Source organism: Piscinibacter sp. PDB5-1 (assembly GCF_056676035.1).
On sequence record NZ_JBWVZL010000002.1, the window covers coordinates 586,294 to 612,795 of the forward strand.

At 68.0% G+C, this 26,502-nt stretch carries 23 protein-coding genes and 1 tRNA gene; 12 read left to right on the forward strand and 12 right to left on the reverse strand.

What is annotated here, in order from left to right; all coding sequences use genetic code 11:
- Positions 1–47: 47 nt before the first annotated feature.
- The 7 genes from AC1KAT_RS10055 (at position 48) to AC1KAT_RS10085 (ending at position 6,776) form a co-directional block, all read left to right on the forward strand.
- Positions 48–893 carry a DNA ligase gene (locus tag AC1KAT_RS10055; protein WP_480325370.1) on the forward strand — a complete coding sequence of 282 codons (846 nt, stop codon included), beginning with the start codon at positions 48–50 and terminating at the stop codon, positions 891–893.
- An 81-nt stretch (positions 894–974) separates the two neighbouring features.
- Entirely contained in the window at positions 975–1,934 is a 960-nt protein-coding gene (locus AC1KAT_RS10060; RefSeq protein WP_480325372.1) for a homoserine kinase, read from the forward strand.
- Positions 1,931–2,767 (forward strand): BPSS1780 family membrane protein, encoded by an 837-nt coding sequence (locus AC1KAT_RS10065; RefSeq protein WP_480325374.1) that lies wholly within the window; start codon positions 1,931–1,933, stop codon positions 2,765–2,767. Before AC1KAT_RS10060 ends, AC1KAT_RS10065 begins: the two co-directional genes overlap by 4 nt.
- Before the next feature lie 29 nt (positions 2,768–2,796).
- Complete coding sequence (locus AC1KAT_RS10070; RefSeq protein ID WP_480325376.1) at positions 2,797–3,561, forward strand: SDR family oxidoreductase; 765 nt, start codon at positions 2,797–2,799, stop codon at positions 3,559–3,561.
- Positions 3,562–3,589: 28 nt separating this feature from the next.
- A complete protein-coding gene (locus AC1KAT_RS10075) occupies positions 3,590–4,291 on the forward strand; it encodes a P-loop NTPase family protein (RefSeq protein ID WP_480325378.1) in 702 nt (233 codons plus the stop codon).
- Between the two features lie 37 nt (positions 4,292–4,328).
- Positions 4,329–4,580, forward strand: coding sequence for a hypothetical protein (locus AC1KAT_RS10080; RefSeq protein ID WP_480325380.1), 252 nt, complete (start codon positions 4,329–4,331; stop codon positions 4,578–4,580).
- Positions 4,581–4,790: 210 nt separating this feature from the next.
- Positions 4,791–6,776 (forward strand): PhoX family protein, encoded by a 1,986-nt coding sequence (locus tag AC1KAT_RS10085; RefSeq protein ID WP_480325382.1) that lies wholly within the window; start codon positions 4,791–4,793, stop codon positions 6,774–6,776.
- A gap of 88 nt (positions 6,777–6,864) precedes the next feature.
- Here AC1KAT_RS10085 and AC1KAT_RS10090 read toward each other — a convergent pair whose 3' ends face one another.
- The 6 genes from AC1KAT_RS10090 to AC1KAT_RS10115 all read right to left on the reverse strand — a co-directional run bounded on the left by AC1KAT_RS10090 (position 6,865) and on the right by AC1KAT_RS10115 (position 15,659).
- The gene (locus tag AC1KAT_RS10090; protein ID WP_480325384.1) at positions 6,865–9,270 is read right to left on the reverse strand and encodes a UvrD-helicase domain-containing protein; all 2,406 of its coding nucleotides are present in this window, start codon (positions 9,268–9,270) and stop codon (positions 6,865–6,867) included.
- Positions 9,271–9,583: 313 nt separating this feature from the next.
- On the reverse strand, positions 9,584–10,804 hold the full coding sequence (locus AC1KAT_RS10095) for a toxic anion resistance protein (RefSeq protein WP_480325386.1): 1,221 nt from the start codon (positions 10,802–10,804) through the stop codon (positions 9,584–9,586).
- Positions 10,791–11,513, reverse strand: a complete 723-nt coding sequence (locus AC1KAT_RS10100) for a hypothetical protein (protein ID WP_480325388.1) — start codon at positions 11,511–11,513, stop codon at positions 10,791–10,793. The genes AC1KAT_RS10095 and AC1KAT_RS10100 overlap by 14 nt, the downstream gene beginning before the upstream one ends.
- On the reverse strand, positions 11,510–13,174 hold the full coding sequence (locus tag AC1KAT_RS10105; RefSeq protein WP_480325390.1) for a vWA domain-containing protein: 1,665 nt from the start codon (positions 13,172–13,174) through the stop codon (positions 11,510–11,512). Before AC1KAT_RS10105 ends, AC1KAT_RS10100 begins: the two co-directional genes overlap by 4 nt.
- A gap of 8 nt (positions 13,175–13,182) precedes the next feature.
- On the reverse strand, positions 13,183–14,298 hold the full coding sequence (locus AC1KAT_RS10110; RefSeq protein WP_480325392.1) for a hypothetical protein: 1,116 nt from the start codon (positions 14,296–14,298) through the stop codon (positions 13,183–13,185).
- 116 nt (positions 14,299–14,414) lie between these two features.
- Positions 14,415–15,659 carry a glycosyltransferase gene (locus AC1KAT_RS10115; RefSeq protein ID WP_480325394.1) on the reverse strand — a complete coding sequence of 415 codons (1,245 nt, stop codon included), beginning with the start codon at positions 15,657–15,659 and terminating at the stop codon, positions 14,415–14,417.
- Between the two features lie 202 nt (positions 15,660–15,861).
- Here AC1KAT_RS10115 and AC1KAT_RS10120 point away from each other — a divergent pair, with 202 nt between their 5' ends.
- A complete protein-coding gene (locus tag AC1KAT_RS10120) occupies positions 15,862–18,696 on the forward strand; it encodes a valine--tRNA ligase (RefSeq protein ID WP_480325396.1) in 2,835 nt (944 codons plus the stop codon).
- Here AC1KAT_RS10120 and AC1KAT_RS10125 read toward each other — a convergent pair.
- The gene (locus AC1KAT_RS10125; RefSeq protein ID WP_480325398.1) at positions 18,638–19,615 is read right to left on the reverse strand and encodes an NAD(P)-dependent oxidoreductase; all 978 of its coding nucleotides are present in this window, start codon (positions 19,613–19,615) and stop codon (positions 18,638–18,640) included. The two genes, AC1KAT_RS10120 and AC1KAT_RS10125, sit on opposite strands and share 59 nt — an antisense overlap.
- Positions 19,616–19,734: 119 nt before the next feature.
- Here AC1KAT_RS10125 and galU point away from each other — a divergent pair, with 119 nt between their 5' ends.
- Positions 19,735–20,601 (forward strand): UTP--glucose-1-phosphate uridylyltransferase GalU, encoded by an 867-nt coding sequence (gene galU, locus AC1KAT_RS10130; protein WP_480325400.1) that lies wholly within the window; start codon positions 19,735–19,737, stop codon positions 20,599–20,601.
- Between the two features lie 17 nt (positions 20,602–20,618).
- On the opposite strand, the gene AC1KAT_RS10135 is transcribed toward galU, so the two are convergent.
- The 3 genes from AC1KAT_RS10135 to cysM form a co-directional block, all read right to left on the reverse strand.
- Positions 20,619–20,846 carry a sulfurtransferase TusA family protein gene (locus AC1KAT_RS10135; RefSeq protein WP_480325402.1) on the reverse strand — a complete coding sequence of 76 codons (228 nt, stop codon included), beginning with the start codon at positions 20,844–20,846 and terminating at the stop codon, positions 20,619–20,621.
- Positions 20,846–21,400 (reverse strand): NUDIX domain-containing protein, encoded by a 555-nt coding sequence (locus tag AC1KAT_RS10140; RefSeq protein WP_480325404.1) that lies wholly within the window; start codon positions 21,398–21,400, stop codon positions 20,846–20,848. Before AC1KAT_RS10140 ends, AC1KAT_RS10135 begins: the two co-directional genes overlap by 1 nt.
- A gap of 74 nt (positions 21,401–21,474) precedes the next feature.
- Positions 21,475–22,380, reverse strand: coding sequence for a cysteine synthase CysM (cysM, locus tag AC1KAT_RS10145; protein WP_480325406.1), 906 nt, complete (start codon positions 22,378–22,380; stop codon positions 21,475–21,477).
- A gap of 270 nt (positions 22,381–22,650) precedes the next feature.
- Between cysM and AC1KAT_RS10150 the strand changes: the two genes are divergently transcribed.
- Positions 22,651–23,523, forward strand: coding sequence for a PEPxxWA-CTERM sorting domain-containing protein (locus AC1KAT_RS10150; RefSeq protein ID WP_480325408.1), 873 nt, complete (start codon positions 22,651–22,653; stop codon positions 23,521–23,523).
- Positions 23,524–23,594: 71 nt separating this feature from the next.
- Here the strand turns inward: AC1KAT_RS10150 and AC1KAT_RS10155 are convergent.
- Positions 23,595–23,679 (reverse strand) — tRNA-Leu (locus AC1KAT_RS10155).
- Between the two features lie 132 nt (positions 23,680–23,811).
- On the opposite strand from AC1KAT_RS10155, the gene AC1KAT_RS10160 reads away from it, so the two are divergent.
- On the forward strand, positions 23,812–24,405 hold the full coding sequence (locus AC1KAT_RS10160; RefSeq protein WP_480325410.1) for a rhomboid family intramembrane serine protease: 594 nt from the start codon (positions 23,812–23,814) through the stop codon (positions 24,403–24,405).
- A gap of 19 nt (positions 24,406–24,424) precedes the next feature.
- Here the strand turns inward: AC1KAT_RS10160 and AC1KAT_RS10165 are convergent, their stop codons facing one another.
- Complete coding sequence (locus AC1KAT_RS10165) at positions 24,425–25,306, reverse strand: SDR family oxidoreductase (RefSeq protein ID WP_480325412.1); 882 nt, start codon at positions 25,304–25,306, stop codon at positions 24,425–24,427.
- 91 nt (positions 25,307–25,397) lie between these two features.
- Between AC1KAT_RS10165 and AC1KAT_RS10170 the strand changes: the two genes are divergently transcribed.
- A complete protein-coding gene (locus AC1KAT_RS10170) occupies positions 25,398–26,441 on the forward strand; it encodes a CDP-6-deoxy-delta-3,4-glucoseen reductase (protein WP_480325414.1) in 1,044 nt (347 codons plus the stop codon).
- Positions 26,442–26,502: the final 61 nt, after the last annotated feature.

Here is a 26,502-nt window from a genome sequence, read left to right on the forward strand (position 1 = left end):
CCGATAGCCTCGCCCGCTGCCCCCCACCCCGCCCCGAGAGGCCTCGCATGCGCGCCTTGACCCGCCTTTGTCGCCTGTTGTTGATTGCCGCCTGGGCCTGCGCCTGGCCGCTGGCGCAGGCCGAGCCGCCCGCACTGCTGCTGGCGAATGTGTACCGGGGCGACATCGACGTGTCGGCCTACTGGGTCAGCGAAAAATTCGACGGCGTGCGCGGCTATTGGGATGGCCGGCAACTGCTCACCCGCAACGGCCGGGTGATGGCCGCGCCGGCATGGTTCACCGCCGGTTGGCCCGCGACGCCGATGGACGGCGAACTGTGGGCGGGACACGCCCGCTTCGTTATGGCGCAATCGACCGTCGCGCGCGCCGAGCCCGACGACGACGCCTGGCGCGCGATGCGCTACCTGGTGTTCGACCTGCCCGCGCACGGCGGCCGCTTCGATGAACGCGTGCCGGCCATCCGTGCCACCGTGGCCGCCATCGGCCAGCCCTGGGTGCAGGCCGTGGCCCAGCAGCGCGTGGCCGACGCGGTGTCGCTGCAGCGCCTGTTAAAGCAGACCATTGCGGCCGGCGGCGAAGGCCTGATGCTGCATCGGGGCGACTCGCGCTACCGCGGCGAGCGCAGCGACGACCTGCTCAAGCTCAAGCTGCACGACGACGCCGAAGCCACCGTCGTGGCCCACCTGCCGGGCCAGGGGCGGCATGCCGGGCGCCTGGGCGCGCTGCTCGTGCAACTGCCGAGCGGCCAGCGCTTTCGCCTGGGCACCGGCTTCAGCGACGCCCAACGGGACCAGCCACCACCGCTCGGCAGCACGGTCACTTACCGCTACCGCGGCCTGCACCCGAGCGGTCTGCCGCGCTTCGCAAGCTTTCTGCGTGTGCGCCTCGAATAGCCGGCGCGAGGCGGGCGAGAGCCCGAAGGCCGCTGCCTACAATGCGCGCCATGAATTTCTTCCTTCTTGCGCGCGGCTGACATGGCTGTCTTCACCGAAGTCTCGTTCGACGACGCCGCCGAGCTGATGGGCCGCCTGAACCTCGGCGCGCTCACCTCGCTGAAGGGCATCGCCTCGGGCATCGAGAACACCAATTACTTCGCCGACACGGCCAAGGGCCGCTACGTGCTCACGGTGTTCGAACGCCTCACCGCCGAGCAGTTGCCGTTCTACCTGCACCTGATGAAGCACCTGGCGCAGCACGGCATCCCGGTGCCCGACCCGCAGGCCGACGCATCGGGCGAAATCATGCACCGCCTGCATGGCAAGCCCGCCGCGGTGGTGAACCGCCTGCCGGGCAGCCACCAGCTCGCCCCCGACGTGGCGCATTGCCAGAGCGTGGGCTCGATGCTCGCGCGCATGCACCTGGCGGGCCGCGACTACCCGCGCCAGCAGCCCAACCTGCGCGGCCTGCCGTGGTGGACCGAAACCGTGCCCGTGGTCGTGCCACACCTCAGCGCCGAACAGCGCACGCTGATCGAAGCCGAACTGGCCTTTCAGCAGCACCTGGCAGCGTCGCCCGCCTATGCCAGCCTGCCGCGCGGCCCGGTGCATGCCGATCTCTTCCGCGACAACGTGATGTTCGACGGTCACGAGCTGACCGGCTTCTTCGACTTCTACTTCGCCGGCACCGACACCTTCCTGTTCGACATCGCGGTGTGCCTGAACGACTGGTGCATCGACCTCGACAGCGGCCGGCTCGACGAAGACCGCGCCACGGCCTTCGTCGCCGCCTACGGCGCCGTGCGCCCACTCACCCACGACGAGACCCGGCTGATGCCTGCGCTGCTGCGCGCGGGGGCGCTGCGGTTCTGGCTCTCGCGGCTGTGGGACTTTCACCTGCCGCGCGACGCGTCGATGCTCAAGGCGCACGACCCCACGCACTTCGAACGCGTGCTGCGCCAGCGGGTCGATGCGCCGTGGCATCCGGTGCCGCAATGAGCCCCGACCTGCGCTCGGCCCCGCAGCCTGCCCGCCTGCGCCTGGTGCCGCCCGGCCAGGGCGTGCAGTGGGTGCGCCAGGGCTTTCGCGTGTTCTCGCGCAAGCCCCTGGCCTTTTCGGCGATGCTGGGCAGCTTTCTCTTCTTTGCGCTGCTGTGCGCGCTGGTGCCTTTCGTCGGCACGCTGTTGCTGCTGATGAGCCTGCCGCTGATTTCGCTGGGCTTCATGTTGGCGGGCCACGCGGCGGTGCAAGACCGCTTGGCCCTGCCCGGCCTCTTTCTCGTGCCGCTGCGGCAAGACCGCGCGCGCACCGTGGCGCAGGTGCAGCTCGGGGCCATTTACGCCGTGGCCACCATTGCCGTCGTCGTGCTGAGCGAGTGGATCGATGGCGGGCGCCTCAACGCGCTGCAAGAGTTGATGGGTTCGGGCCAGGTCGAGCGCGAAGCCGTGGCTGCGGCCTTGTCAGACGGTCGCCTGCAAGCCGGCCTGTTCGCCCGCTTCGGCCTCGTGGCCTTGCTGAGCCTGCCGTTCTGGCACGCACCGGCGCTGGTGCACTGGTCGGGCCAGAGCGCGTTGAAGTCGCTGTTCTTCAGCTGGGTGGCCTGCTGGCGCAACAAGGGCGCGTTCATCGCCTACGGCCTGGCGTGGGTCGGCCTGATGCTGGCCACGGCACTGGCCAGCAGTTTCGTGCTGGGCCTGCTGGGTTCGCCGCAGTTCGCCACGGTGCTGGTCGCCCCGATCACGCTGGTGTTCGTGACGGTGTTCTACGCCTCGCTCTACTTCACGTTCGCCGATTGCTTCGACATCGGGCCGCTGCCAGGCGAGCCCGACTGATCGCATCCACCCCGCCCCAAGGAAGCCCCATGTCATCTCCCGTGCCTCGCCCCGTTGCCCTCGTCACCGGCGCCGGCTCGGGCATCGGCCGCGCGGCGTCGCTGGCCTTGCTGCGCGCGGGCTACGCGGTGGTGCTGGCGGGTCGCCGGGCCGAGGCCTTGCAGGCCACCGTCGATCAGGCCGGCGACTTGGCCCCGCACCTGCTGGTCGTGCCCAGCGACGTGAGCGACCCGGCCTCGGTGCGCGCCCTGTTCGACGCCGTGCGGCAGCGCTTCGGCCGCCTCGACGTGCTGTTCAACAACGCGGGCTCGGGTGCGCCGGCCATCCCGCTCGAAGAGCTGAGCTTCGAGCAATGGAAGCGCGTGGTCGATGTCAACCTGACCGGCGCGTTTCTCTGCACGCAAGAAGCCTTCAAGCTGATGAAGGCGCAATCGCCCCGAGGCGGTCGCATCATCAACAACGGCTCGATCTCGGCCACCTCGCCGCGCCCCTTCACGGCGCCCTACACGGCGACCAAGCACGCCATCACGGGCCTGACCAAATCGACCTCGCTCGACGGCCGCGCCTATGACATCGCCTGCGGGCAGATCGACATCGGCAACGCCGCCACCGAGATGACCGAGCGCATGGCGGCAGGCATCTTGCAAGCCAACGGGCAGACGCTGGTCGAGCCCCGCATGGACGTGCGCCACGTGGCCGACGCCATCGTGCAGATGGCCCGGCTGCCGCTCGAAGCCAATGTCCAGTTCATGACCATCATGGCCACGCAAATGCCCTTCATCGGGCGTGGCTGACCCTCACACCACACGGAGACCTCGGCGCATGAGCAACATCCACTTCATCGGCGGTGAAAAAGGCGGCGTCGGCAAGTCGCTCGTCGCGCGCTCGCTCGCGCAGTACATGATCGACCACCAGATTCCCTTCCTGGGTTTCGACACCGACCGTTCGCACGGCGCGCTGATGCGCTTTTATGCCGGCTACGCCTCGCCGGTGGTGGTGGACAAGTACGAAGCGCTCGACTCGATCATCGAGGCCACGGTCGATCAACCGGTGCGCCGCGTGCTGGTCGATCTGGCCGCGCAGACGCATGACCCGCTTGTCAAGTGGATGGACGAATCGGGCGTGCTCAACCTGGCCGACGAGATGGGCTCGCACATCCACTACTGGCACGTGATGGACTCGGGCAAAGACTCGGTGGACCTGCTCAAGCGCCTGCTCGACCGCTTCGGCCCGAGCCTCAAGTACGTGCTGGTGCGCAACCAGGTGCGTGGCACCGACTTCGCCGTGCTCGAACAATCGGGCGAGCAGGCCCGCGCGCTGTCGCTCGGCGCCAAGGTCGTCACCATCCGCAAGCTGCACGACGGCGTCATCAACAAGGTCGATGCCGCCAGCAGCAGCTTCTGGGCCGCGCTCAACTCGCAGCCCGGGCACGACGGCGCGGCCAACCTGGGCCTGATGGACCGCCAGCGCCTCAAGATGTGGCAGCGCGACGTGTACCGCGAATTCGACGACGTGGGCATCTGAGCCCCCTCCCCACCCCTTTCAGCCGCCGGAGACCCTCATGCAACGAGCCCTTCGTCTTGCCGCCACGGTGGCCGTGGCGGCCGCCCTCAGCGGCTGCGCCGTCGTGTCGCTCGGCGCCTCGGTGGTCGGCGCCGCCATCGATGTCACCAGCGCCGTGGTCGTCACCGGCGTCAAGGTGACCGGCAAGGTCGTCGAGAAGACCGTCGACGCGGTTTCGTCCGACAAGGCCGCGCCGGCCGGCGACGCGACCGCCCCGGCTTCGTCGCCCGCGCCCACCCCGGCGAACTGAGGCCCGCGCCAACCGGCGCGTCGCCCCCCGTTTCACGCACGGCCCGCGCCCGCACCGGGCGGGCCCGGCCACGCCCCAGGCCCTTCGACGCGATCGAGCGTCACGCAACCGACACCATCACGACACCGATTCGTCACCATCGACTTCCATCATCGCGGCCGAGTTCAGGGAGGCACATGCACTGAACCCTTTCCCATCCAAGGACCCCCGATGACTTTGCTCGACCACGACGACATCCCCACCAACGAATCCGCCAACCCGCACTTCGACCGCGTGGTCGAAGCCGCGCGCTCGCGCCGCGGCTTCCTGAAGGCCGGCCTGGCCGCCGGTGCCGTCAGCTTTCTGGGCGGCAGCCTTGCCGCCTGCGGAGGCGGCGACGACGACCCCGTCACGCCCGGCTCCCCCACCCCGCCGGTGATGCTCGGCTTTACCGCCGTGGCCGCCAATTCGGGCGACGCCATCACCGTGCCGGCCGGCTACCGCCACGCCGTGTTCTGCCGCTGGGGCGACCCGCTGTTCGCCAACTCGCCGGCCTGGCGCGGCGACGCCAACGACAGCGCCGACGCCCAGCGCCTGCAGTTCGGCGACAACCACGACGGGATGCATTTCTTCCCGATCAACGGCAGCAGCACCGAAGGCCTGCTCGTGATGAACCACGAGTACCTCAACGACGAGTACTTCTACAGCCCCGAGGTGCGCTCGGGCGCCACGCCCTGGTCGCTCGACCTGGTGCGCAAGGGCCAGCACGCCCACGGCGTGTCGATCGCCCACGTGCGCCTGGTCAACGGCAGCTGGCAGGTGGTGATCCCGTCGGCGTACAACCGCCGCATCCACGCCAACACGGCGATGTCGATCACCGGCCCGGCACGCGGCCACGCGCTGATGCGCACCAGCACCGACCCCGAAGGCGAAACGGTGCTGGGCACGCTCAACAACTGCGGCAACGGCTTCACGCTGTGGGGCACCTACCTCACCTGCGAAGAAAACTTCAACGGCTACTTCGGCACCACGAGCGGCAGCGACACGCGCAACGCCAACCAGCGCCGCTACGGCATCTCGGCCGCGCAGTCGGGCTACCGCTGGGAACTGCACGACCGCCGCTTCGACTACGCCCAAGAGCCCAACGAGAGCAACCGCTTCGGGTGGATGGTCGAGATCGACCCCTTCGACCCGACCTCGGTGCCGAAGAAGCGCACCGCGCTCGGTCGCATCAAGCACGAGAACGCCGCGCAGACCCTCGCGCGCGACAACCGTGTGGTCGTCTACATGGGCGACGACCAGGCCAACGACTACGTCTACAAGTTCGTCTCTGACGGGCGCTACAGCGCCGCCACGCCGCAGCTCAACCGCGACCTGCTCGACACCGGCACCCTGTACGTGGCCCGCTTCGGCGCGGGTGCGACGGCCGGCGACATGATGGGCACGGGCACGTGGATCCCCCTCAAGCTCGACACCCCGCGCGTGGCCGGCGGCACGCTGGCCGACCTGTACCCCGACATGGGCACGCTGCTCGTCAACACCCGCCTCGCGGCCGACGCCGTGGGCGCCACGCCGATGGACCGCCCGGAATGGGTGACGGTGCATCCGAGCACCGGCGAGGTCTACATCACCATGACCAACAACAGCGGCCGCTCGACCACTGACGAAGCCAACCCGCGCACCTCGAACATCTATGGCCAGATCGTGCGCTGGCGCGAGGCGGGCAACGACGCTGCCGCGCTGACGTTCGAGTGGGATCTGTTCGTGCTCGCTGGCCAACCCTCACGCGGTGGGCTGCAAGCAGGTTCATCGAACATCAACGCCGACAACCTGTTCAACAGCCCCGACGGCCTGGCCTTCGACGCGAACGGGCGCCTGTGGATCCAGACCGACGGCAACTTCTCGAACACCGGCAACTACGCCAACATGGGCAACAACCAGATGCTCGTGGCCGACCCACAGACGCGCGAGATTCGCCGCTTCCTCGTCGGCCCCTCGGGCTGCGAGATCACCGGCATCACCTGGACGCCGGACCAGAAGTACGTGTTCGTGAACGTGCAGCACCCGGGCGAGTACGGCAACCACCCGCGCCGGCCGGCGCAAACGCCCGAGCAGAACCCGCTCGCGTTCTCGCAGTGGCCCGAGGCCGCGGGTGGCCGCCCGCGCTCGTCCACCGTCGTGGTCTGGAAGGAAGACGGCGGCGTGGTCGGCACCTGAGCCCGCGTCACCCCAACACCGGCCGCCGAGGTGAAAGCCCGGCGGCTTTTTGCTTTCAGCGCCGGTTCAACCTCGGGCCGGCGCGACCTCAGATCGGCGTCAGCTTGGCCACGCTCAAGGCCAGCCACTTCATGCCGTGGCGGCCGAAGTTGATCTGCGCGCGGGCGTCGTCGCCCTGCCCTTCGAGCGTCACGATGACGCCTTCGCCGAACTTGTTGTGGAAGACGCCCATGCCGGCCCGCAGCCCATGCGAGTGCGTCTTGGGCACCACGGCCGGGGGCGGCGCCTCGACGCGGCCGGCGCCGACGATGGAGCCCAGGCCCGAGCCGCGTGACCAGGCCGACTGGTACTCGCGCGCGAAGCCCGAGCCGAAGCCCTGGTTGCGCGGGGTGATCCAGCGCAGGGCCGATTCGGGCAGCTCGTCGAAGAAGCGGCTCTTGACGTTGTAGCGGGTCTGCCCGTGCAGCATGCGCGTCTGGCTGAAGCTCAGGTACAGGCGCTTGCGGGCACGCGTGATGGCCACGTACATGAGCCGGCGCTCTTCTTCGAGGCCGTCGAGGTCGGACACGCTGTTCTCGTGCGGGAAGAGCCCTTCTTCGAGCCCGGTGATGAACACCGCGTCGAATTCGAGGCCCTTGGCCGCGTGCACGGTCATCAGCTGGATGGCGTCTTGCCCGGCCTGCGCCTGGTTGTCGCCGGCTTCGAGCGAGGCGTGCGTCAGGAAGGCCGCCAGCGGCGACATGATCTCGCCGGTTTCTGCGTCGGGGGTGAAGCCCTCGGGCAGCGCGGGTCGAGCAAGGCCTTCGGCAGGCTCAGGCCGGGTTGCGCCAGACGGCGCATCGAAGGGCCGCTCAGCCCCCCCTCCCCACTCATCCACCGGCAGCGCCACCGCGTCCTTGCCGAAGCCCTCTTGCGTGACGAAGGCCTCGGCGGCGTTCACCAGTTCTTCGAGGTTCTCCAGCCGGTCCTTGCCTTCCTTGTCGGTGCGGTAGAAGTCCACCAGCCCCGAGGCGTGCAGCATGTGTTCGATGATCTCGCGCAGCGTGAGGCCGCGCGTGGCGTCGCGCATCGCATCGACCAGCGCGACGAAGGCCTGCAGGTTGGCGCCGCCCTTGCCGGGCACGGCCGTGACGCTCTGGCTGAGGCTGCGGCCGCTGGTGCGCGCGGCGTCTTGCAGCTGCTCGATCGTGCGCGCACCGATGCCGCGGGTCGGAAAGTTCACCACCCGCAAGAAGCTGGTGTCGTCGTTCGGGTTCTCGATCAGGCGCAGGTAGCTCAGCGCGTGCTTGACCTCGGCGCGCTCGAAGAAGCGCAGGCCGCCGTAGACCTTGTAGGGCATGCCGGCGTTGAAGAGCGCGCTTTCAATCACGCGGCTTTGCGCGTTGCTGCGGTAGAGCAGCGCGATGTCGCTGCGCGCGATGCCGTCGCGGTGCAACTGGCGCGCTTCATCGACGAACCACTGCGCCTCGGCGAAGTCGCTGGTGGCCTCGTACACGCGCACGGGCTCGCCGGGGCCGGCCTCGGTGCGCAGGTTCTTGCCGAGCCGGCGCGAGTTGTGGCCGATCAGCTCGTTGGCCGCGTCGAGGATGTTGCCGAACGAGCGGTAGTTGCGTTCGAGCTTGATGACGTTCTCGACTCGGAACTCGCGCTCGAAGTCGGTCATGTTGCCGACCTGCGCGCCGCGGAAGGCATAGATGCTCTGGTCGTCGTCGCCCACCGCGAACACCGCGGCATGCGGGCCGGCGAACATCTTGAGCCAGGCGTACTGCAGGCGGTTGGTGTCTTGAAACTCATCGACCAGCACGTGCTGGAAGCGCCGCTGGTAGTGCTCGCGCACGGCCGGGTTGTCGCGCATCAGCTCGTAGGTGCGCAGCATCAGCTCGGCGAAATCGACGACGCCTTCGCGCTGGCATTGCTCTTCGTAGGCCTGGTAGACCTGCGTCATCACGCGCGTCTGCTCGTCGCGCTGCTCGATGTGCTGCGGGCGCAGGCCTTCTTCTTTGCTGCCGGCGATGAACCAGGTCACCTGCTTGGGCGGGTAGCGCTCTTCGTCGAGGTTCATGGCCTTGATGACGCGCTTGACGGCCGAGAGCTGGTCGCTCGAATCGAGGATCTGAAAACCCTGCGGCAGCCCCGCCATCTTCCAGTGCGCGCGCAGGAAGCGGTTGCACAGGCCGTGGAAGGTGCCGATCCACATGCCGCGCACGGGGATGGGCAGCATCGCGCCCAAGCGCACCAGCATTTCTTTCGCGGCCTTGTTGGTGAAGGTGACCGCCATCACGCCGCCCGGCGAGAGCTGCCCGGTCTGGATGAGCCAGGCGATGCGCGTGGTCAGCACCCGCGTCTTGCCCGAGCCCGCCCCGGCGAGGATGAGCGCCGGCTTGGCCGGCAAGGTGACGGCGGCGAGCTGCTCCGGGTTGAGGTTGTGCAACAGGGCCGAGGCCGGCGGCGCCTCGGGCGGGGGCGCGGGCGAGAAGAGATCGAGCGAAGACATCGGCGGATTCTAGGGAGCCGCCCCCGGGCGGATGCGGTGAGGGTGACGTCGCCCCGCAAAAACCCATGCAGCCGCGTGCAGGGCCGGGGTCAGGACGTGGCGGCGGTAGGGGTGCCCCGTGCACTGCGGGGCGTCAGCGCCCGCTCGTGGGCCGCGTCGCCCCCTGCCACTGGCGGCATGGCGAGGCTGAAGCCCGGCCTGCAGCCACACCACCGCGCCAAAGCAAAGGGCCGCTTGCGCGGCCCTTTCTTCATCACTCAGCGCGGTTTCAGAGGCTGAGAGTTTTCGGGCGTGAACGAAAATTCTGAGCCTCTCAGAGCTTCACCGGGCCATCCAGCGCCGCCTGGCTGGCCTCGCGCGCCTGCTGCTGGCGCACGCGGTCCACGTACTGCTCGCTGCGCTGGATCTGCTCGGCCATGATCTTGTTGTTCTGGCCCATCACCTCGATGGACTTGGCGCGGAAGGTGTCCATCGCGTCCATGGCCTTGAAGGTCTGGTCGAACATCTCTTTGATCTTCTCGATGCCGATCATCGGGTTGCTGGCGAACTCAGCCGTCGCGTCCACGTGCTGGTTGAGCTGGCGGCCGGTTTCGCTGATGAGGTTGCCGATGGTGGCGTTGACGCCTTGCAGCATCTCCATCACCTGCACCTGGTTGCCGGTGGCGCGCGCCACGGTCTGGGCCACGGCCAGCGCGCTCATGCCGGTGGTGGCCACGCGCGAGCAGCCGTTCATCAGCTCGCGGCCGGTCTTCTTGAGCACGTCGAGCGCAAGGTAGCCGTTCACGCACACCGCCTGCTGGGTCAGGATGTCCGACAGGTTCTGGCGTGCATAGAACAGCACCTCTTGCTGCAGCGCCTGGGCCTTGGTCGGGTCGGTGGCCTGCAGCGCCGCCACGCGGTCGGCGAGCTTGGTGTCGAGCGTGGTCGAGAACTGCGCCGCCGCGGCGAGCTGCTGCATCGCGTCCCACAGCTTGGTGCGGGTGGCTTCGATGTCGGCGATGTCGCGCTGCACGTCGTCGCGCGCCGCGTAGAGCTGCCCCATCGACTTCTGCAACTGGTTGCCGGCGCTCTCGAACTTGCGGAAGTACGCCTTCAGCTTGTTGCCGAACGGAATGAAGCCGAGGATCTTGTTCGACGACAGCAGGTCGCCTTCCTTGCCCGGGTTCAGCTCGTCGAGCAGGCCGCGAATCTCGCCGATGGCCTTGTAGGCCGGGCTGTCTTCGGCGCCGATGAAGTTGCGCTGCATGAAGCGGCCCTGCATCAGCGACGAGGCGATCGAGATTTCTTCGCGCCCAAGCGCAAAGGCGCTGTCGAGCTTGGCCTTGAAGGCGGCGCTGTGCACGTCTTCGTTCATCAGCGCTTCGATGAAGCGGTTGACCTGGTCATCGACCGCCGCCACGACCTCGGGCTTCAGCGGCACGGCGGTGCGGCTCGCCTCGGCCGGCACCGGGGTGATCACCTCGGGCGGCGTGAGCTGGAAGCTGGGCGTGGCAAGGGTGGTGGTTGCGGTGGGGGTGGGGTCAGCGTTTGCCATGGTCGGCCTCCTTGCCATTCGAGGTGAGGGAATCGAAATTTTCCGGGGTGATGCGGGTGAGCTGCTCGCGTGCACCGAACTTCTCGTTCAGGAAGCGCGAGTGCACGAGGAACGCATGCGCGTCCTGGCTGGCCAGGTCTTCGGCGAGTTGCTTGACCTTGCCTTGCAGGTCCACCAGCGTGTCTCGAAAGATGTCTTGCGCGGTCTTGCCGTCTTGCAGCACGCGGGTGCTCGCGTACTGCGCCGGGATCGACAGGTAGGTCTTCAACGCATCGGGCAGGTACGAGATCGCGATGTGCCGCGCATGGAAACCCTCTTGCAGCGAGAGCGCGCCCTTGCTGCGCTCCCATTGCGCGAGCAGGTCTTCGAGCGACTTGCAGAGTTCGAGCGCACGCGTTTGCAGGCTGGCGGGCAGGCGGTTGTCGGGGTTGTATTCGACCAGGCTACGCACGCCGGCAATCGCGCGGCCCATGGCTTCGCGGGCGTCGCCTTCGTCGCTGAATTCGAGCGAGTCCCAGGCGGGGCCGCTGAGCTTGGGAAAGCCCAGCCACAGCCCGCCGCCAACGAAGCCGGCCACGTAGCCCAGCACCGCCAGCGGCAGGCCGGCGACGCCGACCAGGCCGAGCGCCTTGAGCACCAGCACCGCGGTGGCGAGCGCGAGCCCGCACCAGTTGCTGGGGCTCATCACGACATGGAGCAGGCCCTTCATTGGTAGGCGCGAATGTCCTTGAACACGCCGTACAGCGGCGTCTTGCGGGCGTCGAACACCTTGCCGCCGGTCGTCTCGACCAAGGCCTTCAGCTCGCCTTCGTTGGCCTCGCCGAACAGCACCATGAAGACCGGGATGCCGCGCACGTCTTCGGGCAAGCGCTCGTAGGCCTGCTGGAAGGCCGCGAGGTTGCGGCCCTTGTTGACCTCGCCGTCGGTGAAGGCGACCACCGAGTACTGGTAGCCGGGATTCTTTTTCTTCTGTTCGAGCATGTGTTCGAGCGCGGTGAGCACGCTGTCGTACAGGGCCGTGCCGCCGGTCATGTTGAGCTGGTCGGCGTACTGCCGCACCTCGCCCAGCACGGCCTGCTTGGCCTCGGAGTCTTGCTGCACCTGCACGCCCTTGGCTTGCGGGCGACCGGCCGGCACGTCGAAACGGGTGATCTGCCAGGGCTGGTCCGAGAACGGCAGCATCCACACCCGCTCGCGGTTGGTCAGCTTGGCGATGCGCCCGGTGAGCGAGCTGTCGGCCCCGGCGATGTAGTGCAGCGCCTTGACCAGCTCGTCGCGCCGGCCAGAGCGCTGCATGCTGCCGCTGGTGTCGATCACGAAGGTCGAGGCGATGGGCTTGCGAAACTCGTTGAGGTAGGCGTCGATCAGGCCGTCGGCGAGTTGGCGGTCGGGCGAGAACGGCAGCTCGACGTTCATGCCCGCCTGCGGGAAGAGGTCGGTCACACGCGCCGCCACCTCGCCGTTGATCGGCCGGCGCAGCGTCTGGCGGGCCAGCCACTGCTGGGCCTCGGGGCCCTTGAGGTAGGCGACGACCTTCTGGTAGTCGTCGCGCCGGGCGTCGTCGAGCAGCATGAACGGGTAGTCGGCGGTGGACACGCCTTCGTGCGGGTACACCAGCACGAGCTTCTCGCGCAGCTTGCCGCTCGATTGCAGCGACAGCAGCCAGCTCTCGTAGTTGATGAAGGCGTTGACCTGCCCGGGCTGCGAGCCCTGCTGCTCGATGAACTTTTCAGACAGGTAGGTCGAGTTGTCGCCAGCGAGCTTGTAGCCCTTCAGGAAGCCGGCAATCGCGCCCCGGTCCACGTCGGCGGCGGTCAGGGCCTCGGCCTTGCTGCTGGCGGCGGCCACCACGCCCATCAGCGCCATGAAACCCTGGTTCGAGGTCGCGGGGTTCGACAACGCATAGGTCAGCTTGCCCTGGGCCGAGGCCTGGGTGATGTCTTTCCAGGTGACCTTGGCGGCGCGGGCCGGGTCGTCCCAGCCGAGCCGCTTCGCGGCCCCTTCGCTGACGCCGACGGTGATGGGCGACAGCATGATCTTGTCTTGCAGCTTCACGCGGCGCTGGCCCTGCGGGTCGCTCAGCAGGTACTTCGCGTTGGCGAACCATGCCGCGTGCGCGGGGGTGCTGCCGGCGAGCACCGCCTCGGTGCTTTCCATCGTGCCGCCGAAGCGGAACTTCAGGTTCACCCCGGTGGCCTTTTGCACCATGCCCTGCAAGGGCTCGGCGTCGCGCAGGTCGCTGGTGGCGAGCACCAGAAACTCGGGCGCGTCGGGGCTGGCGTCGGCCGCCGCTTCGGGCGCGCCCTGCCCCGGCTTGTCGCAACCCGCCAGCACCAGGGCGGCCACGAGCACGCCCACCCACCGTTTCATCCACGCGCTCATTGCGACATCTCCTTGGCCACCACCTCGATCATTTCGGCCATCACCTCGAACGAGGGCGGGTCGATCACCTGCGTGACGCGCTCTTCAACCGCCAGGCCGGTGGGCTGGACGGCGGCCATGAAGACGCCCGTGTCGGCCACGCGAAAGCCGTACGACACCGCGATGCGCTGCAGTTCGGCGTCGCGCGCCAGCAGGTCGGCCAGGGCCTTGGCGCGCTCGCTCGCGGCGATGAACACGACCTTGTTGACGATGGTCGGCTGCGGGTACAGCAACACCATGTCGGCCCCGACGCCTTTCTTTTCGAGCGCGTAGTGCACGAGCTGGTTTTCGTAGATGAAGGCCATCGGCGTCTTGCCGATGCCGATGGCCACGTAGTCGTCGAAATTGCCGTTGACGTAGTTCTCTTGGTAGCCCTGGCGCTTGAACAGCTCGGCGAGCCGCGTGGCCAGCGGCACGGCGGTGGCACGGTCGGTGACCACGTCGCCATGGACAGCGTAGCTGGTGAGCGCGAGGTACATCGCGGCCGAGTTGCTGCGGCGCACGTCGGTGGTCGAGACGAGCACGCTGCGGCCCACGTCGTAGGCTTGCGCGTCTTTCAGGTCTTTCCAGCGCTTCTTGGCCAGCATGGCGGCGGTGAGCTTTTCCATGTCCACGCCGTAGATGCGGTCGCCCAGCGGCTTGGCCATGCCGTTGGCGACGAGGATCTTGGCGATCGGCGTCCAACTGGCGATCACCATCGGCGTGTGCAGCGGCGACGACTGCGCCACCGCGATGCCGGCCTTGCGCGCCGCGTCGCTGATCTGGTTGGCCGCCACCACGCCTGAGGGGAAGAAGAAATCGGGCATCTGCCCTGGCGCCACCTTGGCCGCCATCTCGCGGCTGCCCACGCGGGTGACGTTCACCGGCAGGCGCTTGTCCGCGAGGATCTTGCGAACGCGTTCGTCCTTGAAGAAGGGCTCGACATCGAGCGCGATGACGCCGGTGAGCGCTTCGGCCGACGCCACCTCTTGTTCGACTTTCTTTTCTTTCTGATCGTGCAGCGCGAAGAACAGCGCTGCAACAAAGCCGGCCAACAGCACGAGCGTCAGGCCGAGCTTGCTCATCGTGGACATCGTGTGGCCCCCCAAGACAGCCCGCAGAACAGGCTGGGCAGCATAGCGTGCGGCGCCGGGTGCCGGCTGCGGTCTCACCCTTGGGGGTGAGCCGCCCTGTCCACAACGACCGACTTCTAGCGCAACAGGCCGTGGGCGCGCAGGCTGGTGTCCAGCAAACGCCAGCGCTTCACGTGCATGTGGCGGTGGGTCATCTGGCGCGCGACCTCCAGACCGGCCAGCCCCAGCCCCTGCAGTGCATCGCGTTGCGCGGCGGCCTGCCGCCAGGTGTCGAACAGGGCACGCGCATCACCCGGCGCGAACAGGCGCCCGGCGCTGGTGTGCACGCAGTCGCGCAGGCCGGGCGTGTTGCTGGCCAGCACGGGCACACCCTGCGAGAAGGCGTCGTACACGATGCGCGGCTGCTCGTCCGACAGGCTCGGCACCACCACCGCGTGGTAGTCGTGCAGCTTGGCGAAGAACTCGGGGCCGTAGGGGATGGTGCCCAGCAGGGTGAGCCGCGTCGTGCGGCGCGGCTTGGCGGCTGCTGCCTTGCAGGCGTCGAGCAACTCGCCGCTGCCCAGCACGTCCAGGTGCACCGGCACGCCTTCGGCTTCGGCGAGGTCCAGCGCCGCGAGCAGTTCATGCACGCCCTTGGCCGGGGCCAGTCGGCCGGCGAACAGCAGCTTCAGCGGGCCCGACGGGTTGGCCAGCTTGCCGGCCCAGCTCTGCTGCACGGTGGCCACGCTGGCGATGTTGCCTTCGTCGATCCACGACGCGTGGATCACATGGCCGCGCTCGGGGCGCGTCGTCAGCAGGCTCTGCTTGTATTCGGCCTGCGTGAAGATCGCCAGGTCGGTGCGGTTGATGCACCAGCGGTTCACCGCCTCGGCCAGCGCCGCCTTGATGCGCTGGGGCCACGAGGCGCGCGTGCTGCGGTCGAGTCGCCACGGCGACGACTCCACGATGATCAGCAGGTACTTGCCGCGCAGCTTGGCGGCGAAGGTGGCGATGTTCTGCAGCGAGGTGAGCATCCAGCCGCCCAGGGCCGAGTGCACCACGTCGGCCCGGCCGACCTCGCGCCACAGGCGGGCCACCATGGTCGGCAAGGCCAGCGTCTGCTTGTGGCGGCCGGGCAGGTCGAGAAACTTGATGCGCGGGTCGTCCACCGGCACCAGGCCCTCGGGCAACGGCCCGTCGATGCGCGGGCAGGCCAGCGTGAAGTCGGGGATGTAGTCGGGGTGCCGCACCAGGTCCTTGCGCCACAGCGGGTCCACGTAGCGCTTGCCGTCGCCGTTGCAATAGACCGGGATCGGGATCACCAGCAGGTAGTGCCCCGCGATCGGCGGCGGTGTCGTGGACGTGTCGGCGGTGTCGGTCATGTGGGATCGAAGGCAAGAAGGCGGCGCCGGGGGCGGCAGACGAGAAGGCACCCGCGTCGGCGAATGTAGACCAGCCCGATGGCCGTGCCGGGCCCGTGAGTGAGGGTGGGCGCGGGCATCGAGCGCCTACAATTTCGCTCCCTCCCCGCTACCACCGCCGCGCGCGACGTTTCATTGTCGCCCGGCCCTCACGCTGCACCCCATGACCGAACTCGCCAAGTCGTTCGAACCCGCCGACATCGAAGCCCGCTGGGGCGCTGTTTGGGAGCAAAGCGGCGTCTACGAGCCGACCCTGGACGCGAGCAAGCCTTCGTTCAGCATCCAGCTGCCGCCACCCAATGTGACCGGCACGCTGCACATGGGCCATGCGTTCAACCAGACGATCATGGACTCGCTCACGCGCTACCACCGCATGGCGGGCCACAACACGCTCTGGCTGCCCGGCACCGACCACGCCGGCATCGCCACGCAGATCGTGGTGGAGCGCCAGTTGCAAGAGCAAGGCCAGTCGCGCAAGGACCTCGGCCGCAAGAACTTCGTCGCCCGCGTGTGGGACTGGAAGCAGCAAAGCGGCGACACCATCACGCGCCAGATGCGCCGCATGGGCGACTCGGTGGCCTGGAAGTACGAGTACTTCACGATGGACGACAAGCTCTCGAAGGTCGTCACCGACACCTTCGTGAAGCTCTTTGACGAAGGGCTCATCTATCGCGGGACGCGCCTCGTGAACTGGGACCCGGTGCTGATGTCGGCGGTCTCTGACCTCGAAGTCGAGAGCGAAGAAGAAGACGGCTCGCTGTGGCACATCCGCTACCCCTTGGCCGACGGCTCGGGCGAGGTGGTGGTCGCCACCACGCGGCCCGAGACCATGCTCGGCGACACCGCCGTGATGGTGCACCCCGAAGACGAGCGCTACGCCGCGCTGATCGGCAAGCAGGTCTCGCTGCCGCTGTGCAACCGCACCATCCCCGTGATCGCCGACGACTACGTGGACCGCGCCTTCGGCACCGGCGTCGTGAAGGTCACGCCCGCCCACGACTACAACGACCACGAGGTCGGCAAGCGCCACGGCCTGCCAACCATTGGCGTGCTGACGCTCGACGCGAAGATCAACGACAAGGCGCCCGCGGCCTACCAAGGCCTCGACCGCTTCAAGGCACGCAAGCAGATCGTGGCCGACCTCGAAGCGCAGGGCTTCCTCGTCGAGGTCAAGAAGCACAAGCTGATGGTGCCGCGCTGCGCCCGCACGGGCCAGGTCATCGAGCCGATGCTGACCGACCAGTGGTTCGTGGCGATGACCAAGCCCAGCGCCAATGGCAAGTCGATCGCGCAGAAGGCCATCGACGCGGTGGCCTCGGGCGAGGTGAAGTTCGTGCCCGAGCAATGGGTCAACACCTACAACCAGTGGATGAAGAACATCCAGGACTGGTGCATCTCGCGCCAGCTGTGGTGGGGGCACCAGATCCCGGCCTGGTACGGCACGGACGGTGAACTGTTCGTCGCACGCAGCGAAGACGAGGCCCGGGCGAAGGCCACGGCGGCCGGCTACGCCGGTGAATTGAAGCGCGACGAAGACGTGCTCGACACCTGGTACTCGTCGGCGCTGGTGCCCTTCTCGACGCTGGGCTGGCCCGAACCGACCAAAGAGCTCGACCTCTTCCTGCCCTCGTCGGTGCTCGTCACCGGCTTCGACATCATCTTCTTCTGGGTCGCCCGGATGATCATGATGACGACGCACTTCACCGGCAAGGTGCCGTTCAAGCACGTGTACATCCACGGCCTGGTGCTCGACGCACAAGGCAAGAAGATGAGCAAGTCGGAAGGCAACGTGCTCGACCCGGTGGACCTGATCGACGGCATCGAGCTGCCGGCGCTGCTCGACAAACGCGTGGTCGGCCTGCGCAAGCCCGAGACCGCGCCGCGTGTGCGCAAGGACACCGAGAAAGAGTTTCCCGAGGGCATCCCGGCCTTCGGTGCCGACGCGCTGCGCTTCACCTTCGCGTCGCTGGCCACGCTGGGCCGCAGCATCAACTTCGACAGCAAGCGCTGCGAGGGTTACCGCAACTTCTGCAACAAGCTCTGGAACGCCACCAAGTTCGTGCTGATGAACTGCGAGGGCAAGGACTGCGGCCTCGCCGAACACCCGCCCGAGTCGTGCGGCGCCGGCGGCTACCTGAACTTCAGCCCGGCCGACCGCTGGATCACGAGCGAGCTGCAACGCGTGGAAGCGGCGGTCGCCAAGGGCTTCGAGGAATACCGCCTCGACAACGTCGCCACCGCGATCTACCAGTTCGTGTGGGACGAGTACTGCGACTGGTACATCGAGATCGCCAAGGTGCAGATCCAGACCGGCGACGAGGCCCAGCAGCGCGCCACGCGCCGCACGCTGATCCGCGTGCTCGAAACCACGCTGCGCCTGATGCACCCGGTCACGCCCTTCATCACGGCCGAGCTGTGGGAAACGGTGGCGCCGGTGGCCGGCCGCAAGGCACCGGGTTCGACGCAGGGCATCGTGACGGCCCCGTACCCGCAGGCGCAGCTGGACCGCGTCGATGCGCAGGCCGATGCCTGGGTCACCAAGCTCAAGGCCATCGTCGGCACCTGCCGTGCGCTGCGTGGCGAGATGGGCCTGTCACCGGCCGAGCGGGTGCCGCTCAACACCTTCGGTGACGCTGCGTTCATCGAACAGGCGTCGGCCCTGCTGAAGACGCTGGCCAAGGTGTCCGAGGTGAACGTGTTCGCCGACGACGCGGCCTTCGCCGAGGCCACGCGCCAGTCGCCGGTGGCGGTGCAAGGCGAAGCCCGCCTGGCGCTACGTGTCGAGATCGACGTGGCCGCCGAACGCGAGCGCCTGGGCAAGGAGGTCAAGCGCATCGAGGCCGAGATCGCCAAGGCGCAAGGCAAGCTCGGCAACGACAGCTTCGTGGCGCGCGCGCCGGCCGCTGTGGTGGATCAGGAAAAGCAGCGCCTCGCCGACTTCACGGCGACTTTGGCTCGGCTGCAAGATCAATTGGGGCGCCTGGGGCCGTCGGCCTGAACTCCCGCGGGCTGGCGGTGCTGATCGCCAGCAGGTCGTCGATGCGCCGCGCCACCGACCAGGCGCTGCGCAGGCGCGATTCGCGCGTGGTGCTCGCCACGCGCGGCGTCACCTGCAGGTTGGCCACACCGTGCAAGGGCCGGCCTTCGTCGAGCGCGCCTGGCTCGAGGCTGTCGAGCCAGGCCGCAGCCATCTGGCCGCTGTTGAGCACGTCGGCCAGCATCTTGGCGTCGAACACCCCCGAGTGCGTGAGGCTCACGAGCACCTGGTTCTGCTTCACATAGGGCAGCAGGCGCTCGCCCAGCAGGCCCTGGTAGCGGCTGAAGTAGCTGAGCTGCACACACACCGCATCAGCGGCTTCGAGCAACTCGCGCAGGCCCAGCGGCTTGACTTTCCATCGATCCCAGAGGCCATCGCTCGCGTGCAACGACGGGTCGTAGCCGACGAGCTTCGAGCCGAAGCCCGACAGCATCGACGCCATGGCCTTGGCCGCGGGCGGCATGCCGATCAGGCCCACCGTGCTGGACCCCAACTCGCGGCCCACGCGCATGCCGTCGGCGCCGACCACGGGCACCCGGCGCAGCAGCGACAACATGGCACTGAGGGCGAACTCGGCCTCGGCCTGCGCCGTGGCGGTGAGGCTGCGCACCACTTCGACGCCAAAACGCCCGCAGGCGTCGATGTCGATGTTTTCAGCACCACCGCTCACGCGGCCCACCGCGCGCAGGTGGGGGGCATGGCGCAGCGTCTGTGAACTGACCGCCAGGTTGGACGGCAGGATGAGCGCCCGCACGTTGTGCAGCGCCTCGCGGAACTCGCGCGCATCGTGCGCCAATTCGGGTGCGACGCGCACCGAATAGCGGGCCTCCAGCCATTGCACGACCTCGGCTTCCAGGGGTTCGACGATCAGTAAGTCCATACGAATCGGGGAGCTTTCCGACATCGGGCCGACAAGGGCCCCATGCCACAATGTTTGGCAGCTTTCAACTCCACCTTGACAGCGAAACCCATAGAGAAAAGCACGGAGAGCACGACAACATGCGAGTCAACAAGGCCATCTTCCCCGTCGCCGGTCTCGGCACCCGCTTCTTGCCAGCCACCAAGGCCCAGCCCAAGGAAATGCTGCCGGTGGTGGACAAGCCCCTGATCCAGTACGCGGTGGAAGAAGCCTATGCGGCCGGCGTGCGCGAAATGATCTTCGTGACGGGCCGCCACAAGCGCCCCATCGAAGACCACTTTGACATGACCTTCGAGCTGGAGGTAGCCCTTGAACAAGCGGGCAAGCAAGAACTGCTCGAAGTGGTACGCAGCGTCAAGCCCGACGACATGGAGTGCATCTACGTGCGCCAAGCGCAGGCGCTGGGCCTCGGCCACGCGGTGTTGTGCGCGCAGCGTCTGGTCGGCAACGAACCTTTCGCCGTGCTGCTGGCCGACGACTTGATGGTCGGCGAAAAGCCCGTGCTGCAGCAGATGACCGAGGCCTTCCAGGAATGGCGCGTCTCGTTGCTGGCCGTGCAAGAGGTGCCGGCCGAGCACACCCGCCGCTACGGCATCGTGGCGGGCACCACCGTCAATGACCGCCTGGTGGACGTGAACCGCATCGTCGAGAAGCCGGCCCCCGAAGACGCGCCTTCGCGCCTGGGTGTGGCCGGTCGCTACATCCTCACGCCGGGGGTTTTTCACGAGATCGCCAACCAGCAACGCGGCGTGGGCGGTGAAATTCAGCTCACCGACGGCATTGCCGGCCTGCTGCGCCGCGAGAAGGTGTTCGCCTACAGCTACGAAGGCAAGCGCTACGACTGCGGCAGCAAGGACGGCTTCCTGCAGGCCAACGTCGAACTCGCGCTCAAGCACCCGCAACTGGGACCGGGCTTCCGCGAGTACTTGCGCTCGCTGGATATCTGACGCCTGCCGGGGCGGCCTCAGCGCCGCCGCAGGTAGTGCACGTACTCGTCGCCGGCTTGCGACTGTTCAAGCAGTTCGTTGCCCGTCTGCCGCGCAAAGGCCTGGAAGTCGCGCGTCGAGCCCGGGTCGGTGGAAAGCACCTTCAGCACCTCGCCGCTGAGCATTTCGCTCAAGGCCTTCTTGGCCTTCAGGATCGGCAGGGGGCAGTTGAGACCACGGGTGTCGAGTTCCTTGTGGGCGTCCATCAGAGGTCCTTGGCTGACGAGTCTTTGGCGGGGAGTTGCAACCACTGCGGCTCGATGCCGCGCGAGCGTACGAAGTCTGCCAGCGCCTGGCCCGTGCCGGCCGGCCAGCACTTCACGTCGCGCGGGGCCACGAGCTTGTACTCGGCCAGTTCAGGCGACAGTGCGATCTCGCCGCGCGCCACCGCGTGGTAGGCAATGATCACCTGGTTCATGCGCTGGAAGTCGTACACGCCGATCAGCTTCAGTGCATCGACGGTCAACGAGGTTTCTTCGTTCACCTCGCGCTCGATGCCGCCTTCGGGCGTTTCGCCCGCTTCCATGAAACCCGTGACGAGGCCGAACATCTTGGGCGGCCACGCGGCATTGCGCGCCAGCAGCAGCAGGCCGTCGCGGTCCACCAGTTCGATGACGGCCGCGAGCACCGGCGTCGGGTTGTTCCAGTGCGTCCAGTCGCAGGCCGGGCAGCGCAGGCGCGTCTTCGGCCCGCCGTCTTCTTCGGCCGCGAGCATCTGCAGCGGGGTGGCGCAATTGGGGCAGAAGTTGAATGACTGCATCACGTCGCGGGCCTCGTCACGGTCTGGCAGAAGGGGTCAGGCGGAAGGAACACACCGATGAATCACGCAGCAAATCACGCGGGAAACACGCCCGTGGACAGGTAGCGGTCGCCCCGGTCGCAGACGACGAACACGATGGTCGCGTTCTCGACCTGCTTGGCGATCTGCAAGGCCACCCAGCAGGCGCCTGCGGCCGAGATGCCGGCGAAGAGCCCGTCTTCGCGCGCCAGTCGGCGCACCATGTCTTCCGCATCGGCCTGGCTCACGTAGACGAGTTCGTCCACATGCGTCGGGTCGTAGATCTTGGGCATGTAGGCCTCGGGCCACTTGCGGATGCCCGGGATGCGCGAGCCCTCGCTGGGCTGAGCGCCGATCACGCGCACCGCCGGGTTCTGTTCTTTCAGGTAGCGCGAGGTGCCGGTGATGGTGCCGGTGGTGCCCATCGCGCTGACGAAGTGGGTGATGCGGCCCTGCGTGTCGCCCCAGATCTCGGGGCCGGTGGTCTCGTAGTGCACCTGCGGGTTGTCGGCGTTGGCGAACTGGTCGAGCACCCGGCCCTTGCCGTCGCGCTGCATCTGCTCGGCCAGGTCGCGGGCGTATTCCATGCCGCCGCTGCGCGGGGTGAGGATCAGTTCGGCACCGAAGGCCTTCATGGTCTGGGCGCGTTCGATGGACAGGTCCTCCGGCATGATCAGCACCATGCGGTAGCCGCGAATGGCTGCCGCCATCGCCAGCGCAATGCCCGTGTTGCCCGAAGTCGCCTCGATCAGCGTGTCGCCGCGGTGAATCTCGCCTCGCTCTTCGGCCCGGCGGATCATGTTGATCGCCGGGCGGTCTTTGACCGAGCCCGCGGGGTTGTTGCCTTCCAGCTTGGCCAGGATCACGTTGCCCCGGCGTTCGTTGTCTTCGCCGGGCACGCGCACCAGGCGCACGAGCGGCGTCTGCCCGATGGCGTCTTCGAGGGTCTTGTAGGGCGTCATGTCTTCTCCTGGGCGCGCATTCTCTCAGGACACCCGGCAGCCCGCCGGTGCCAGGCACCAGACCTCGTCCGCATGGAGCCTTCGCGTTTGCGCGCTTCGCAGCGCTGTTTCGCAACCACTCACACGAGGGGGAAGGTTGCTCAGGCAGAGCAAGCACCAACTCCTTACGATGCCCCGACCCAGCCACCCACACGGCACGGGCACGGCGACAGCGGAGACGCCGTGCCCAGGCACAGAGGCAGCGGGCATCTACACACACGGGAGTGAACCTTGAAGATTGCCTCGGCCCTATCGCTGGGGGTGGCGCTGTACGCCGCCGCCCTGACCCTGTCCCCCGCCGCCCACGCGCAGAGCTACAACGCCACCGACCTCGGTACGCTCGGCGGCCAGTCCGCACGCGGCTACGACCTCAACAACCTCGGGCAAGTCGTCGGCTGGTCTGAAGAGATTCGGCCGGACGGCAGCGGCTACCACCGCCGAGCCTTCGTCTACGACCCCGTCACCGGCATGCGGGCGCTCGGCGACGCGAGCTGGGACCACTGGATGTTCGACAGCTTCGCCGGCGCCATCAACGACCAGGGCCAGATCGCCGGCGGCACGGGCTGGGGCTACCTCTACCCGCAGGCACGCCAGCAGGCCTTCGTGGTCGATGCGAGCGGGCAACTCACCGTGGGCATCGGCGCGACGAACCCCTTGCTGCCCGGCACGGGTGACGGCGACGCGAACACCGACCTGTCGTTCTTCGACGGCATGAGCGAGGACGGCCAGATCTGGGGTCGCGCGTGGATCGACCAGGGCGAAGGCGGCGTGCGGCACTACCTGACCGGTGCCGGCGGCAGCGGGCTGAGCCTCGACGTGGCCCCGCTGCACGGCGGCCTGCTCAGCACCATCAACCCCTTGGCCGCAAGCTTCGACCTCGGCACCCTGAACGCCGCCGCGCTGTTGGGCAGCGGGCATTCGTTCATCTCGGTGATCGACATCAACGGCGCCGGCCAACTGCTCGCGCTGGCGAGCAACCAACGCAGCTACCTCGTCACGCCAGTGCCCGAGCCCGACACCTGGGCCCTGATGCTTGGTGGGCTGGGCGTACTCGGCGCGATGAAACGGCGCGAGCAAACGCGCAAGTCAACTCGGATGAGTTGAGCAACGAAGTTCGAGCGGGGCAGGGGTCAAGAGGCCAACGGTCGAGGCGCTGCGCGAGCAGCTGAAGCCGTTGGTGCCTCGGGTCGGAATCGAACCGACACTCCTTGCGGAACGGGATTTTGAGTCCCGCGCGTCTACCAATTTCGCCACCGAGGCCGGTCGCAGAGGGCGAGAGTGTGCCACAGACTGCCACCCCACCCGGCGCCCACCCAGGCCTTGGCGAGGCTGCCAGGCGGCCATGCAAACGGGTACGCTTGAGCCCTTTTCGCAACCGCTCGACCCGACCGCATGCCGCCGATCCCACCCATCACCCAGGCTCTTTTGCTGATCAACGTCGGCATCTTCTGCGTCGGCTTTCTACTGGGGCCGTGGTTTCGGGGCCTCTTCGCGCTGTGGCCGCTGGGCGATGGCTTCCTGCCATGGCAGATCGTCAGCTACGGCTTCCTGCATGCCGACGTGCTGCACCTCTTTTTGAACATGCTGGCGCTGTGGATGTTCGGCGCCGAACTCGAACAACTCTGGGGCCCGAAGCGCTACATGGCCTTCCTGTCGATGGGCGTGCTGGGCGGCGGACTCAGCTTCCTGGTGCTGACGCTGGCCTTCGGCTGGAAGGCCCACCTCGTGGGCTTCTCGGGGGCGATCTTCGCCTTGCTGCTGGCCAGCGCGATGATCTTTCCGAACCGCACGATCATGCCGCTCTTCCCGCCCATCCCGATGAAGATGAAGGTCTTCGCGATCGTGTTCGGCGTGCTCGAACTCGTGATCGGGCTCAGCTCGGGCATGAACGGCCTGTCGAACTTCGCCCACATCGGCGGCGCGCTCGGCGGCTTTCTCACGCTGCGCTACTGGCGCGGCCAGCCACCGTTCAACCGGCGCCGCTGACCTCGCGTCCCACGCCGCCTCAGGCCAGCAGGCCTTCGCGCACCGTCGGGTGGCGCAGCTTCAGGCGCAGTTCGTGTGTCAGCCGCCGGTTGGTCAGCCGGCGTGATTCGCTCATGAACGACAGCTGCATCGGCGTCATCACCGACGCCGCCTCTTCGCGCGAGATGCGCGGCGGGCGCGGCAGGCCGCACAGGTCGGCCGCGAGGTCGAAGTAGTCGCCCATCGCCAGCTCGGTGTCGTCGCACACGTGCAGCACGCGCTGCGGCGCCCCTCGGTGCAGGGCCAGCACGCAGGCACGCGCGAGGTCGTCGGCGTGGATGTGGTTGGTGTGCACGTCGTCTTCGGCGCGCAGCACCGGGGTGCCGCGCTGCAGGCGCTCGCGCGGGTGCCCGCCCGGGCGGTCGCTCGCGTAGATGCCCGGAATGCGCAGCAGCGTCACCCGCGCGCCCGTGATGCGCCCGTGCCAGCGCAGGCGCGCCTCGGCATCGACGCGGCGGCGCGCGCGGTCGGTGGCCGGATGCACGGCCCGCGTTTCGTCGAAGCATGCACCGCCCGCATCGCCATACACCCCGGTCGTGCTGCCATAGACGATGCGCGACACGCCGCCTCGGGCGAGCGCCTGCACGAGGTGCCGCGTGCGCAGGTCGTGCGGCCCTGCCGCCTGCGGCGGGGCGAGGTGCAGCACCGCATCGGCCAGCCGCGCCAGGCGTGCGAGCGTGTGCGGCTCATCGAGGTTGCCCAGCAGCGGCACGAGGCCTTCAGCGCGCAACTCCGCCACGCGCGCGGCGCTCGATGTCAGCGCCATGACCTGCCAGCGCGTGCGCAGCAAGCGCGCGACGCGCAGGCCGATGTCGCCGCAGCCGACGATCAGCAGCCGGGGCTTCTTGAAGCGATGAACCATGGGGTGTGCACGCAAAAGGGGGCCAGACAACCGGGGCACAATGGCAGGCCCTGTTCCCCCCGTTCTTGAGAGAGCGTTCGAGGTTACCGCAATGACTTTCACCGTGACCGTGCAGCCCAGCGGCGTGAGCTTCCAGGTGGATCGAGACGAGGCCATCCTCGCCGCCGCCATTCGCCAGGGCGTGGGCCTGCCCTATGGCTGCAAGGACGGGGCCTGTGGCTCCTGCAAGTGCCAGAAGCTCGAAGGCCGCGTGATCCACGGCGCGCACCAGACCAAGGCCCTCAGCGCCGAAGAAGAAGACGCCGGCTTCATGCTGACCTGCTGCGCCGCGCCGCAGACCGACTTGGTCATTCAGGCACGCACGGTGCCGGTGGGCGACACACCGGTGCGCAAGATGCCCACCCGCGTGATCAGCATCGAGCGACGCGCGCCCGACGTGGCCGTGCTCAAGCTGCAACTGCCGGCCAACGACGGCATGCGCTACCGCGCGGGGCAGTACGTCGAATTCATCTTGCGCGACGGCAGCCGGCGCAGCTACAGCATGGCCAACGGGCCCGAGGCAACCGGCGAGCCGCCGGCCATCGAACTGCACATCCGCCACATGCCGGGCGGCAAGTTCACCGACCACGTGTTCGGTGCGATGAAGGAGAAAGACATCCTGCGCATGGAAGGCCCGTTCGGCAGCTTCTTCCTGCGCGACGACAGCGACAAGCCCATCGTGCTGCTGGCCAGCGGCACGGGCCTCGCGCCCATCAAGTCGATCATCGAGCACATGCAGGCCAAGGGCATCACGCGCCCGGCGGTGCTGTACTGGGGCTGCCGCAGCAAGGCCGACCTGTACCTCGACGACTGGGCGCAGCAGACCGCCCGGGCCATGCCCAACCTGCGCTACGTGCCGGTGCTGAGCGAGCCCAAGCCCGAAGACGGCTGGACCGGCCGCACCGGCCTCGTCCACCAGGCCGTGATCGCCGACCTGCCCAGCCTCGCCGGCCACCAGGTGTATGCCTGCGGCGCACCGATCATGGTCGAGTCGGCCCAGCGCGATTTCATCGAGCGTTGCGGCCTGCCGAGCGACGAGTTCTACGCCGACGCGTTCACGTCCGAGCGCGACAAGCACCAAGACCCAGGCACCTGAGCCGCCTGCGGCACCCGGCGTCGTTGGGCCATTCAACGTGCGGCAACGTACCGCACGCGCG

Bases quoted from the DNA above. Each gene is read 5' to 3' on its own strand.
- AC1KAT_RS10115 (WP_480325394.1), bottom strand. From the start codon at position 15,659: ATGACCGACACCGCCGACACGTCCACGACACCGCCGCCGATCGCGGGG.
- AC1KAT_RS10060 (WP_480325372.1), top strand. From the start codon at position 975: ATGGCTGTCTTCACCGAAGTCTCGTTCGACGACGCCGCCGAGCTGATG.
- AC1KAT_RS10075 (WP_480325378.1), top strand. From the start codon at position 3,590: ATGAGCAACATCCACTTCATCGGCGGTGAAAAAGGCGGCGTCGGCAAG.
- AC1KAT_RS10170 (WP_480325414.1), top strand. From the start codon at position 25,398: ATGACTTTCACCGTGACCGTGCAGCCCAGCGGCGTGAGCTTCCAGGTG.
- AC1KAT_RS10140 (WP_480325404.1), bottom strand. From the start codon at position 21,400: ATGCAGTCATTCAACTTCTGCCCCAATTGCGCCACCCCGCTGCAGATG.
- AC1KAT_RS10110 (WP_480325392.1), bottom strand. From the start codon at position 14,298: ATGTCCACGATGAGCAAGCTCGGCCTGACGCTCGTGCTGTTGGCCGGC.
- AC1KAT_RS10105 (WP_480325390.1), bottom strand. From the start codon at position 13,174: ATGAAACGGTGGGTGGGCGTGCTCGTGGCCGCCCTGGTGCTGGCGGGT.
- AC1KAT_RS10085 (WP_480325382.1), top strand. From the start codon at position 4,791: ATGACTTTGCTCGACCACGACGACATCCCCACCAACGAATCCGCCAAC.
- cysM (WP_480325406.1), bottom strand. From the start codon at position 22,380: ATGACGCCCTACAAGACCCTCGAAGACGCCATCGGGCAGACGCCGCTC.
- AC1KAT_RS10090 (WP_480325384.1), bottom strand. From the start codon at position 9,270: ATGTCTTCGCTCGATCTCTTCTCGCCCGCGCCCCCGCCCGAGGCGCCG.
- AC1KAT_RS10120 (WP_480325396.1), top strand. From the start codon at position 15,862: ATGACCGAACTCGCCAAGTCGTTCGAACCCGCCGACATCGAAGCCCGC.
- AC1KAT_RS10070 (WP_480325376.1), top strand. From the start codon at position 2,797: ATGTCATCTCCCGTGCCTCGCCCCGTTGCCCTCGTCACCGGCGCCGGC.
- AC1KAT_RS10165 (WP_480325412.1), bottom strand. From the start codon at position 25,306: ATGGTTCATCGCTTCAAGAAGCCCCGGCTGCTGATCGTCGGCTGCGGC.
- AC1KAT_RS10065 (WP_480325374.1), top strand. From the start codon at position 1,931: ATGAGCCCCGACCTGCGCTCGGCCCCGCAGCCTGCCCGCCTGCGCCTG.
- AC1KAT_RS10125 (WP_480325398.1), bottom strand. From the start codon at position 19,615: ATGGACTTACTGATCGTCGAACCCCTGGAAGCCGAGGTCGTGCAATGG.
- galU (WP_480325400.1), top strand. From the start codon at position 19,735: ATGCGAGTCAACAAGGCCATCTTCCCCGTCGCCGGTCTCGGCACCCGC.
- AC1KAT_RS10160 (WP_480325410.1), top strand. From the start codon at position 23,812: ATGCCGCCGATCCCACCCATCACCCAGGCTCTTTTGCTGATCAACGTC.
- AC1KAT_RS10100 (WP_480325388.1), bottom strand. From the start codon at position 11,513: ATGAAGGGCCTGCTCCATGTCGTGATGAGCCCCAGCAACTGGTGCGGG.
- AC1KAT_RS10135 (WP_480325402.1), bottom strand. From the start codon at position 20,846: ATGGACGCCCACAAGGAACTCGACACCCGTGGTCTCAACTGCCCCCTG.
- AC1KAT_RS10095 (WP_480325386.1), bottom strand. From the start codon at position 10,804: ATGGCAAACGCTGACCCCACCCCCACCGCAACCACCACCCTTGCCACG.
- AC1KAT_RS10080 (WP_480325380.1), top strand. From the start codon at position 4,329: ATGCAACGAGCCCTTCGTCTTGCCGCCACGGTGGCCGTGGCGGCCGCC.
- AC1KAT_RS10055 (WP_480325370.1), top strand. From the start codon at position 48: ATGCGCGCCTTGACCCGCCTTTGTCGCCTGTTGTTGATTGCCGCCTGG.